The sequence below is a fragment of the Lederbergia sp. B243.17 genome (genome assembly GCF_057657925.1).
In genome coordinates this window covers 1-12336 of sequence record NZ_JBWBKF010000058.1, presented here as the reverse complement: position 1 = coordinate 12336, position 12336 = coordinate 1, and the positions used below count along the sequence as shown (strand labels likewise).

At 46.3% G+C, this 12336-nt stretch carries 9 protein-coding genes, 1 other RNA gene and 1 pseudogene; 10 read left to right on the top strand and 1 reads right to left on the bottom strand.

The window, feature by feature from the left end; all coding sequences use genetic code 11:
* Positions 1-37 precede the first annotated feature (37 nt).
* The 10 genes from gap (at position 38) to ssrA (ending at position 11222) form a co-directional block, all read left to right on the top strand.
* The gene (gap, locus tag AC0TWI_RS10545; RefSeq protein ID WP_488126309.1) at positions 38-1045 is read left to right on the top strand and encodes a type I glyceraldehyde-3-phosphate dehydrogenase; all 1008 of its coding nucleotides are present in this window, start codon (positions 38-40) and stop codon (positions 1043-1045) included.
* 193 nt (positions 1046-1238) lie between these two features.
* Entirely contained in the window at positions 1239-2423 is a 1185-nt protein-coding gene (locus AC0TWI_RS10540) for a phosphoglycerate kinase (protein WP_488126308.1), read from the top strand.
* A gap of 40 nt (positions 2424-2463) precedes the next feature.
* Entirely contained in the window at positions 2464-3225 is a 762-nt protein-coding gene (tpiA, locus tag AC0TWI_RS10535; protein WP_488126307.1) for a triose-phosphate isomerase, read from the top strand.
* Positions 3218-4762 (top strand): 2,3-bisphosphoglycerate-independent phosphoglycerate mutase, encoded by a 1545-nt coding sequence (gene gpmI / locus AC0TWI_RS10530; protein ID WP_488126306.1) that lies wholly within the window; start codon positions 3218-3220, stop codon positions 4760-4762. The genes tpiA and gpmI overlap by 8 nt, the downstream gene beginning before the upstream one ends.
* Before the next feature lie 68 nt (positions 4763-4830).
* On the top strand, positions 4831-6120 hold the full coding sequence (eno, locus tag AC0TWI_RS10525; RefSeq protein ID WP_488126305.1) for a phosphopyruvate hydratase: 1290 nt from the start codon (positions 4831-4833) through the stop codon (positions 6118-6120).
* 139 nt (positions 6121-6259) lie between these two features.
* A complete protein-coding gene (gene secG / locus AC0TWI_RS10520; RefSeq protein ID WP_488126304.1) occupies positions 6260-6493 on the top strand; it encodes a preprotein translocase subunit SecG in 234 nt (77 codons plus the stop codon).
* Positions 6494-6791: 298 nt separating this feature from the next.
* Positions 6792-7538: an alpha/beta hydrolase gene (locus tag AC0TWI_RS10515; RefSeq protein WP_488126303.1), complete on the top strand. Its 747-nt coding sequence runs from the start codon at positions 6792-6794 to the stop codon at positions 7536-7538.
* 18 nt (positions 7539-7556) lie between these two features.
* The gene (rnr, locus tag AC0TWI_RS10510; protein ID WP_488126302.1) at positions 7557-9893 is read left to right on the top strand and encodes a ribonuclease R; all 2337 of its coding nucleotides are present in this window, start codon (positions 7557-7559) and stop codon (positions 9891-9893) included.
* A gap of 108 nt (positions 9894-10001) precedes the next feature.
* Complete coding sequence (gene smpB, locus AC0TWI_RS10505; protein ID WP_488126301.1) at positions 10002-10469, top strand: SsrA-binding protein SmpB; 468 nt, start codon at positions 10002-10004, stop codon at positions 10467-10469.
* 388 nt (positions 10470-10857) lie between these two features.
* Positions 10858-11222, top strand: a transfer-messenger RNA (tmRNA) gene (ssrA, locus tag AC0TWI_RS10500).
* 1010 nt (positions 11223-12232) lie between these two features.
* On the opposite strand, the pseudogene AC0TWI_RS10495 reads toward ssrA, so the two are convergent.
* Positions 12233-12336, bottom strand: a pseudogene (locus AC0TWI_RS10495) (ATP-binding protein); the annotation flags it as partial.

The window sequence follows — 12336 nt, the reverse complement described above, 5'->3', positions numbered from 1 at the left end:
AGAATATTTTGCAACACACTAAAAGGAGGAAATAAAAATGGCAGTTAAAGTTGGTATTAATGGTTTTGGCAGAATCGGCAGAAACGTATTCCGTGCAGCACTCAACAATCCGGAAGTGGAAATCGTTGCGGTCAATGACCTGACAGATGCAAATATGTTGGCTCATTTATTGCAATACGATACTGTTCACGGAACATTGGAAGAGAAAGTTTCTGTAGACGGAGATACAATCATCGTTGGCAACCATAAAATCAAAGTATTGGCTGAACGCGATCCTGCAGCTCTTGGCTGGGGAGACCTCGGTGTAGATATCGTTGTTGAATCTACAGGCCGTTTCACGAAAAAAGAAGACGCTGCGAAACATATCGAAGCAGGCGCGAAAAAGGTTATCATCTCTGCTCCGGCTTCCGGTGAAGACTTGACAATCGTTATGGGCGTAAACGAAGGCCAGTACAACCCAAGCGAGCATAACGTTCTTTCCAATGCTTCTTGTACAACAAACTGCCTTGCTCCATTTGCAAAAGTATTGAACGACAAATTCGGCATTAAGCGCGGAATGATGACAACAGTTCACTCTTACACAAATGACCAGCAGATCCTTGACTTGCCACATAAGGACTACCGTCGTGCGCGTGCTGCTGCTGAAAACATCATCCCTACAACAACGGGTGCTGCAAAAGCGGTCGCACTTGTTTTGCCTGAACTAAAAGGCAAATTGAACGGTATGGCAATGCGTGTACCTACTCCAAACGTTTCTGTTGTTGACCTTGTAGCAGAATTGGAAAAAGAAGTTACAGCTGAAGAAGTAAATGCAGCGTTGAAAGAAGCTGCAGAAGGCGAATTGAAAGGCATTCTTGCTTATTCTGATGAGCCGCTTGTTTCTACTGACTACAATGGCAACACAAATTCATCAATCGTTGATGCTCTATCGACAATGGTTCTTGAAGGCAACATGGTGAAAGTATTGTCTTGGTACGACAATGAAACAGGTTACTCAAACCGTGTTGTTGACCTAGCTGCTTACATCGCTAAAAAAGGTCTATAATCTGAAAAACCAACTCGGATAGCAAGACAACAATGAGCACGTGATGCCGGGCCGGCGGGCCAGCCGCTTTTTATTGGATTCGCAGAAGGGCGGCATCTATAATATGAAGTGAATCGGGGAGAGGGGAAGCATCCCCCTCCCTTTCCTGTTTTATGGGAAACTGCTCTAAAGTAGCGAATGAGGAGGCGTAGGAATGGAAAAGAAATCAATCAGAGATATGGATTTGAACGGGAAAAAGGTTTTTTGCCGGGTGGATTTCAATGTTCCGATGAGCGAAGGCAAAGTGACGGATGATACAAGGATCCGTGCGGCGCTGCCGACGATAGAACATTTGGCCGGGCAAGGTGCCAAAGTCATTTTGGCGAGTCATCTTGGCCGTCCGAAGGGGGAAGCGAAGGATGAGCTGAGACTTGCTCCTGTCGCAGAACGCCTGTCCGAGCTGCTTGGCAAAGACGTTATTGCGGAAAAAGAGGCATACGGCGAAAAAGTAAAAGCTGATATTGACAAGATGGAAAATGGCGACATCATTTTGCTTGAGAACGTCCGCTTTTATCCTGGTGAGGAGAAGAACGATCCAGAACTCGCCAAAGCGTTTGCGGATCTTGCTGATTTCTACGTGAACGATGCTTTCGGTGCAGCCCACAGAGCCCATGCTTCAACGGAAGGAATTGCACAATTCCTGCCTTCTGCCTCAGGCTTGCTGATGGAGAAGGAGTTGGAAGTTCTCGGCAAGGCACTTTCCAATCCTGAACGTCCTTTCACCGCGATTATCGGCGGTGCGAAAGTAAAGGACAAAATCGGCGTTATCGACAACCTGCTTGAAAAGGTGGACAACCTGATCATCGGCGGCGGACTTGCGTACACGTTTGTCAAAGCACAGGGCCATGAAGTCGGCAAATCTTTGCTCGAAGAAGATAAGATCGATCTTGCCAACTCTTTCATAGACAAGGCAAAGGAAAAGGGCGTTAAGTTTTATATGCCGGTTGATGTAGTCGTAGCGGATGATTTCTCGGAGAATGCCAATACAAAAGTCGTTGATATTGATAAGATTCCGGCTGACTGGGAGGCGCTTGACATCGGTCCTAAAACAGCTGAACTGTATGCGGGCGTGATCCGTGATTCGAAGCTTGTCATTTGGAACGGACCGATGGGAGTATTCGAGTTAGAGCCGTTTGCCAAAGGCACAAGAGCCGTAGCTGAGGCACTAGCCGATGCGAAAGACACGTATTCGGTTATCGGCGGCGGGGATTCCGCTGCAGCGGTAGAGAAATTTGGATTGGCTGAGAAAATGGACCACATTTCTACTGGCGGTGGAGCTTCGCTTGAATTCATGGAAGGAAAAGTTCTTCCAGGCGTTGCGGCGCTAGACGATAAGTAAAAAAGAGCTTCCTGGATGAAAAGAAAGGATGAATGTGATAATGCGTACACCAATTATAGCGGGTAACTGGAAAATGAATAAAACATTGGGCGAGGCGCTTGATTTCGCTGAGGCGGTAAAAGGCAAGATCCCTGCTGCCAGCAAAGCGGAATCTGTTATCTGTGCGCCGGCGCTTTTCCTTGAGCGTCTTGTCAGTGCAACTGAAGGAACTGAACTGAAAATCGGCGCCCAGACGATGCACTTTGAAAAAAGCGGTGCTTTTACAGGGGAAATCAGCCCTGAAGCTCTTCGTGACCTTGGTGTAACCTATGTCATCATCGGCCACTCCGAGCGCCGTGAGATGTTCAATGAAACAGATGAAACGGTAAATGAAAAGGCAAAGGCAGCATTCAATTACGGTCTGCTTCCGATCATCTGTGTCGGGGAATCGCTTGAGCAGCGTGAAGCCGGTGAAACGAAAAACCTTGTTGGCGGACAAGTGGAGAAGGCGCTGGCTGGCCTAAGCGAAGAGCAGGTAGCAAAGGCGATCATTGCTTATGAACCAATTTGGGCAATCGGCACAGGGAAATCTTCTACATCTGAAGATGCGAACGAAGTATGTGCGCATATCCGTGAAACGGTCAAAAATCAATTTTCCGAAAAAACTGCTGATGCGTTGCGAATCCAGTACGGTGGCAGTGTAAAACCGGAAAATATTGCAGAATACATGGGACAGCCGGATATTGACGGCGCACTAGTAGGCGGCGCAAGTCTTGAAGCTGAATCATTTTTAAAATTGTTGGAAGGTGCTTCGAATGAGTAAATCACCAGTAGCGCTGATCATACTTGATGGTTTTGGCTGTCGGAAGGAAACGTTTGGAAACGCGGTTGCACAGGCGCATAAACCAAACTTTGACCGTTATTGGTCAAACTTCCCACATAACCAGCTCCAGGCAAGCGGAGAAGCGGTTGGCCTTCCTGAAGGACAAATGGGAAACTCGGAAGTCGGCCACTTGAACATCGGGGCAGGCAGAATTGTCTATCAAAACCTGACACGCGTCAACTTGGCGATCCGGACCGGAGAATTTGACGAGAACGAAACATTCCTCCATGCGATTGAGCATGCGAAGAAAAATGGCACGAAGCTGCATCTTCTCGGCCTTCTATCGGATGGCGGCGTCCACAGTCATATTAATCATATGTTTGCTTTGTTGAAGCTGGCTGCTGACCAAGGATTGAAAGAAGTATACATCCATGCGATTCTTGATGGCCGTGATGTCGGCCCGAAAACAGCTGAGAAGTATTTGAAAGAGACTGAGGAAAAAATCGCAGAATATGGCGTCGGCAAAATTGCCACCGTTTCTGGCCGTTATTACTCAATGGACCGGGACAAGCGCTGGGATCGCGTAGAGAAGGCGTACCGCGCGATGGCGTATGGCGAAGGCCCGCTTTATCCGGATGCAATGACAATGGTAGAAGACTCGTATAAGCACGGAATTTTCGACGAGTTCGCCATCCCGTCCGTTATAACCGATGAAGACGGAAAGCCGGTAGCAACAATCGAAGATAACGATTCTGTTGTATTCTACAACTTCCGGCCTGACCGTGCGATCCAGATTTCGAACGTCTTTACAAATAATGATTTCGAAGCTTTTGACCGCGGACCTAATCGGCCAAAAGATCTCTATTTTGTCTGCATGACGCATTTTTCAGAGACGGTCAACGGATATGTCGCATTCAAATCGGTGAATCTGAACAATACAATTGGAGAAGTGCTGTCGAAAAACGGCAAAAAGCAGCTGCGGATTGCTGAAACAGAAAAGTATCCGCACGTAACCTTCTTCATGAGCGGCGGCAGGGAAGAGACATTCCCGGGCGAGGAGCGGATTTTGATCAACTCTCCTAAAGTTGCCACGTATGATTTGCAGCCGGAAATGAGTGCATATGAGGTGACAGAAGCGCTCTATGACCAGATCAAAAACGATCGTTTTGACGCGATCATCCTCAACTTTGCCAATCCTGATATGGTCGGACACTCAGGTATGCTTGAACCGACAGTGAAGGCAATTGAGGCGGTCGACGAATGCCTCGGCAAACTCGTGGATCTGATTCTAGAAAAAGGCGGCACTGCCATCATCACAGCTGACCACGGTAACTCCGATGAAGTGGTCACGCTCGACGGCAAGCCGATGACCGCCCATACGACACGGCCGGTTCCAGTCATCATCACAAAGCAAGGCATCCAAGTCCGTGATGGGGGCATTCTTGCTGACTTGGCACCGACGATGCTCGACCTGCTTCAAATTGAACAGCCGGAAGACATGACCGGCAAAAGCTTGATCAAAGAAGACGAAAAGTGAAACTAGCCGGATTTTCGGCTATAGTGGATAGTAGTAGGATAAAACATTCATTGAAGGAGAGATTTTTAATGCCATTCATTACTCAAGTATATGCACGTGAAGTTCTCGATTCCCGAGGCAATCCAACAGTGGAAGTAGAAGTATACACTGAATCCGGTGCATTCGGCCGTGCCCTTGTTCCAAGCGGCGCGTCTACAGGTGAATATGAAGCCGTAGAACTCCGCGATGGCGACAAGAGCCGTTACGGCGGAAAAGGAGTGGAAAAAGCGGTTGGACACGTCAATGATATTATCGCTGAAGAAATTATCGGCTTCGACGTAACCGATCAGGTTGGAATCGACAAAGCGTTGATTGAGCTGGATGGCACGCCGAATAAAGGCAAGCTCGGCGCAAATGCGATCCTTGGTGTATCCATGGCGGCAGCACGTGCAGCAGCAGACTTCCTCGGCATGGAGCTTTATCAGTATCTTGGCGGTTTCAACGCTAAGCAATTGCCGGTTCCAATGATGAATATCGTAAACGGCGGAGAGCATGCGGATAATAACGTCGATATCCAGGAATTCATGGTTATGCCTGTCGGAGCTCCAAGCTTCAAAGAGGCATTACGTATGGGCGCTGAAATTTTCCATCAACTGAAAGCAGTCTTGAAGGAAAAAGGCTACAATACAAGTGTCGGCGATGAAGGCGGCTTTGCCCCTAACTTGAAATCCAATGAAGAGGCTCTTTCCACAATCATCGAAGCGATTGAAAAAGCTGGCTACAAACCAGGTGAAGAAGTTAAATTGGCAATGGATGTGGCTTCTTCCGAGCTTTACAACAAAGAGGATGGCAAATATCATTTGTCCGGAGAAGGCATCGTCAAGTCTTCCGAAGAAATGGTTGACTGGTACGAAGAGCTTGTCAGCAAATATCCAATCATCTCCATTGAGGACGGCTTGGACGAAAACGACTGGGATGGCCATAAATTGCTGACAGAGCGAATCGGTAAGAAAGTACAGCTTGTCGGGGACGACCTTTTCGTAACAAACACAGAAAAACTTTCCCGCGGAATCGAAGAAGGCGTAGGCAACTCGATTTTAATCAAAGTAAATCAAATCGGTACGCTTACTGAAACATTCGATGCAATTGAAATGGCTAAGCGCGCAGGCTATACTGCGGTCATTTCCCACCGTTCCGGTGAAACAGAGGATAGCACGATTGCAGATATCGCTGTTGCAACAAATGCTGGACAAATCAAGACAGGTGCTCCTTCACGTACAGACCGTGTCGCGAAATACAATCAGCTTCTCCGAATCGAAGATCAGCTGAACGACACAGCTCAATACCTTGGAGCAAAAACATTCTACAACATTCGCTAATCCATGCGGACAGGCTTGCTGGGCTTATCGCCCGGCAAGCCTGTTTTTTTCGGATTGACCTTGGAAGTCATTGTATACTTCCCATCATTATGGTACGATGAAAGAAAAGCTTGATGTTCGTCTCAGGAGGTGTACTTCAGTGCATACATTTGCTATCACACTGTTAATTATTGTTTCCATCGCACTTATCACTGTCGTTTTGCTTCAATCTGGAAAAAGCGCCGGTTTGTCCGGAGCAATCTCCGGTGGTGCTGAACAGCTTTTCGGCAAGCAAAAAGCGCGCGGAATGGACTTGGTCCTTCATCGGATTACCGTTGTCCTTTCGATCTTGTTCTTTGTTTTGACAATCGCTGTTTCATTTTTTGAAGTATAAACGGATCTTTATTGAGGAAAAGGCCTGGTCTTCATATTGGAGACGGGCCTTTTCCTTTTTTGAAAGGGAATAGTCAGGGCGGAAAATGGAAATAAAATGAATCTATAGTCGGGGGTCACTTTACAGCGGCAGCCAAGTTGTTGGTTTGTGCAGGCAGCGCTCACGTGGACTGCAGCACTGCTTGCTGACGAATCTTTATCGAAATGCAAAATGAAGAAACGCGATGGTTGCCGATTCGTTGATTTAGGTGAATAATGGGTATACATAGAATGAAGAGACGTAAAGGAGACAGCAGGAAATGAGAATTAAAGCACCACAGCCATTTACATTTGGAACAGGAAAACGAGCCGTATTGTTATTGCACGGCTTTACGGGAAGCAGTGCAGACGTACGGATGCTCGGTCGGTTTTTGGAGACAAAGGGATACACATGCCATGCGCCGCAGTATAAGGGACACGGCGTTCCGCCTGAAGAGCTGCTTGAGACAGGGCCGGATGATTGGTGGAAAGATGTGATCCAGGGCTATGAATATTTAAAAGAAAAAGGCCATGATGAAATTGCCGTAGCAGGGCTTTCGCTTGGCGGGGTATTTTCCCTGAAATTGGGTTACACTGTACCTGTAAAGGGCATTGTACCCATGTGCGCACCGATGTACATAAAAAGTGAAGAAACGATGTACCAGGGAATTCTGGATTACGCCGTTCAATATAAACAATTCGAAGGAAAAAGTGAAGAAGCAATTGAGGAAGAGATGACCGAATTCAGGAAAAAACCGATGAAGACATTGAAGGCTTTGCAAGCTCTAATTGCGGATGTCCGCGAGAATGTCGACATGGTTTATAATCCGCTGTTCGTCGTTCAGGCAAGACATGATGAAATGATCAATACCGATAGTGCCAATATCATTTACGAGCAGGCGGAATCATTGGAGAAAAGCATCAAATGGTATGAGGAATCAACCCATGTGATCACGTTAGGGCCAGAAAAAGAACAGTTGCATGAGGATGTTTATAAATTCCTCGAAAGCCTGGAGTGGTCGAATTAGAAGCAAGGAGGATGGATAATGGACGAAGAAGTACGTGAGTTAATGGACAAAATCTTGTCGTATATGAAGGATGAAGCGTATAAGCCGCTTACGGTAAAAGAACTGGAGGAGGCTTTCGGGATTGAGGATTCCGAGGACTTCAAGAGTTTTGTAAAGGCGCTTGTCCAAATGGAGGAAAAAGGACTTGTCGTCAGGACGCGGAGCAATCGCTACGGTCTTCCGGAGAAGATGAACTTGATCAGAGGAACGCTGTCAGGCCATGCGAAAGGCTTTGCCTTTTTGCTGCCGGATGAGCAGGGGCTTGATGATGTATTCATCCCGCCGCATGAGAAAAATGGTGCGATGAACGGCGATACTGTGCTTGTCCGTGTTTCAGCGGGAAGCTCGGGCAGCCGCCAGGAAGGGACGGTCATCCGCATTCTTGAGCGGGGTACCGATAAGATTGTCGGCACCTTTTCCGAGAGCAAGCATTTCGGTTTCGTCATTCCAGATGATAAAAAAATTGCGGATGATATTTTCATTCCTGAAAATGCAACCATGGGTGCAGTCGATGGCCATAAAGTAGTTGTGAAAATCACGGCGTACCCGGAAGGCAGAAAAAATGCAGAAGGGGAAGTCATCCAAATACTCGGCCATAAAAACGACCCGGGCGTCGATATTTTGTCGATTATCCACAATCATGAGCTGCCGATTGCTTTTCCAGATGAAGTGATGGAGGAAGCGAACAGCATACCGGATACAATCGATGAGAAAGACATCAAAAACCGCCGGGATCTGCGGGACCAGACGATTGTAACAATTGATGGGGCCGATGCGAAGGACCTCGATGATGCTGTTACGGTAACGAAGCTTGAGAATGGGAACTATAAACTCGGCGTTCATATTGCCGATGTCAGCTATTATGTGAAAGAAGGCTCTGCGATTGACCGGGAAGCGTATGAACGGGGCACGAGCGTCTATTTGGTAGACCGCGTCATTCCGATGATTCCACACCGCTTGTCGAATGGGATTTGTTCCTTAAATCCGAAAGTAGACCGCTTCACCCTCTCCTGTGAAATGGAATTGAATGCTGAAGGAGAGGCCGTCAGCCATGAAATTTTCCAAAGTGTTATTAAAACGACGGAACGGATGACGTACAGCGATGTGAATAAAATTCTCCTTGAAAAGGATGAAGCATTGCGGGAGAAATATGCATCGCTCGTTCCAATGTTTGAATTGATGGAGGAACTTCAAGGTGTCCTGCAAAGAAAAAGGATGAGACGCGGAGCCATCGACTTTGATTTTAAAGAGGCAAAAGTAATTGTTGATGATGATGGAAAGCCGACGGATGTTGTCATCCGAGAGCGGTCGATCGGAGAGCGGATGATCGAGGAATTCATGCTTGCCGCCAACGAAACGATCGCAGAGCATTTCCATTGGCTTGATGTTCCTTTCATCTACCGAATTCACGAAGACCCGAAGGAAGAAAAACTGCAACGGTTTTTCGACTTTATTACGAATTTTGGCTTGATTGTCAGAGGGACAGCGAACTCTGTCCATCCGCGTGCTCTGCAAGAAATCCTCGAAGCGGTTGACGGGAAGCCAGAGGATATGGTGATTTCTACGGTCATGCTCCGATCGATGCAGCAGGCGAAGTATGATCCGCAAAGCCTTGGGCATTTCGGGCTGGCGACGAAGTATTACACCCATTTCACCTCGCCGATCCGCCGTTACCCTGACCTGATCGTTCACCGGCTGATCCGCACATATTTAATTGAAGGAAAGGTTGATCAAGCGACGCGCGATAAGTGGAATGCAAGGCTCAGGGAGATCGCTGACCATACTTCTAAGCGGGAACGGCGTGCAGTCGAAGCGGAAAGGGATACCGACGAACTGAAAAAAGCCGAGTTCATGGAAGACAAAATCGGCCAGGAATTCGACGGGATTATCAGCTCTGTTACGAACTTTGGTATGTTTGTGGAATTGCCGAATACGATCGAGGGGCTCGTCCATGTCAGCTATATGACCGATGATTACTATCGCTATGATGAACGGCATTTTGCAATGATCGGCGAACGGACAGGAAACGTCTTCCGAATAGGAGATGAGATTACTGTCCGGGTTATTAAAGTCAATAAGGACGAGCATGACATCGACTTTGAAATCGTCGGCATGAAAAACAACCGCAAACGGGAGTCAGGCGACAGGAAGCCGCAAATCGTCAAGCTGAAAGGGAATAATGGCAAGGCGAAGGGACCTCAAGGTTCTACGGATGACGGTGAATGGACAACCTCGCCTCCAAGACGGAAAAAGAAGAAAACCTTTGACAATAAGCCGGCAGGAGCAAGAAAGAAGAAAGGCCGGAAGAAGAGATAAAGAGAGAGGCCCTGTCATCGGCAGGGCCTCTTGCCTCCTTGCTTCTCTCTCTTGCCTTATTCATGTATAATAGGAAAACAAGCAACAGGCTGTGAAGGGGGAGTTCCAATGCCTAAGGGAGAAGGGAAACTGATCGCGCAAAATAAAAAAGCGCGTCACGACTTTTTTATTGAAGAGACATACGAAGCGGGTATTGTCCTGCAAGGAACAGAAATCAAGTCAATACGGGCCGGGAAGGTCAATCTGAAAGATTCATTCGCCCGCATACATCAAGGCGAACTCTACTTGCACAACGCCCACATCAGTCCATATGACCAGGGAAACCGCTACAATCACGATCCATTGCGGACACGCAAGCTGCTCCTGCACCGTAAAGAAATCAACAAACTGATCGGCGAATCTAAGGAACAGGGATATTCGATCCTGCCGCTAAAAATGTATCTTAAGAATGGCTACGCAAAAGTTTTAATCGGCCTTGGTAAGGGAAAAAAGAAATACGACAAACGCGAAGACCTGAAACAGAAAGAAGCAAAACGAGACATCGAGAGAGCATTCAGAGAAAGACAAAAGATGTAAACTGGGAGCATCTTGACAAATAGCGAACATATGTTAGAATAAAACATGTAACGCCAAATGCTCAAACATCCTGAGAGCGCACCGGAACGGTGAGGATGCAATTAAGCTGACGAAGAAATTCGCCGCTTGTCTTTATACCAGTATGGTGGAAAGAGAAGCAAGAAGTTCGAGGAAGCGCCATGAGAGCGCACCGGAACGTACATCAGTACGTGAGGACGCAAACGAATAAGCTGACGAAGAATTCACCGCTTGTCTTTATACCAGTATGGTGGAAAGAGAAGCAAGAAGTTCGAGGAAGCGCCATGTGAGCGCACCGGAACGTACATCAGTACGTGAGGATGCAAACGAATAAGCTGACGAAGAAATTCGCCGCTTATCTTTACACCACGGGGACGCTACGGATTCGACAGGGATAGTTCGAGCTCAAGCTGCGAGTCGAGGGGATCGGCCTCGTTAAAACGTCACGCCAATAATAACTGGCAAAGAAAACAACAACTTCGCATTCGCTGCCTAATAACAGCTGAACGCGGTTCCTCCCTCCATCGCCCATGTGGTAGGGTAAGGGACTCACTTTAAGTGGGCTACGCCGGAAGTCCTCCGCCTGAGGACCATGGAAGAGACCAATCAGGCTAGCTCTTCGGATGCCTGTCGATGGGCGGAAGAAGCAGCGAAACAATAATATATCGACTACACGCGTAGACGCTTGAGTGCCGATATTTCTGGACGCGGGTTCGACTCCCGCCGTCTCCATACATATGAAGCCGTTGAGTTTATCTGAGTGTCAAAATCCTTGTTTTATTAAGGGTTTTGGCGCTTTTTTAATGTCATTGAGTTTCACATTAAGAGCCTAGCTAAAAACCTAGCTAATCCTAGCAGTAAACTAGCAGCTAATTTGAAGCGCTGGTATTTAAATAATTTTGGGAACCATCAATTGTTCCTGACTTTTCTTTTTTTATATCTGCATAATTTTTAACGTTGTTTTTACGTCTTTATGTTCTAAGCGGGGCTGAACCTCTTTAATGTGTTCTAGTTGATATTTGCCTAAGATGTTATTAATCCATTTGTATGTTTGATTTGGATCAGTCAATTTGTTATCGATGTTTGCAAAGACAAGTTGAGACTTTTTATTTGTTGAATTGCCTTGTTGTTAATACAATTCGGCCTGTGTCTTTTTATAAAGCTTAAAGAGCGGAATTGTTTTCTAATCTGCTTAATAGTACGGACTAAACTATTTTAGTAGGCCCTAAATACAATCCTGTTTTGCCTGTAGTGCCTTCTTAATACTGATGTCATGTGTATTGAAATCAATATCTTTCCATGTTAAGGCTAATGCTTCTCTTTTACGCATTCCAGGAAAGGAAAATAGGTGAAGGAATGTATAGTATTTGATATAGCCTTCCATAGCAAAGCAATTAAGAGAAATTCAACGAGTTGCTCATGAGTATAAAAGTTTTCAAATTCCTCTTCCTCTAAAGAATTCGTTTGTTTGTTGATAGGTAACTTCTACAAGGTCAAACGGGTTTCTTTTCAATTAAACCACGCTTCATAGTAAACGTTAAAGCCTTTGCTGTATAATTTTTCACTATACGGAAACACTGTGATTTTTTCGCCCATTGATTTACATGCTTTTGACAACTAGCAGCGTTAATTATAAGCGATTTTTTAATCAGCCATTTGAGGTAGAATGTGATTATGAAAATACGAGCATTTTTTAAAAACTTACTATCTGTTACCGTCAAGTAGTTTTGAACACTTTTTGCTAACTAGGATTGAACATGTTCTTCTCTGAATATGGTGCTTCTGTGTTTGATTCGATAACTGTCCTCATTCAGGTGGATTACTTCGACCCGATGAAGGAGTCTGTCCA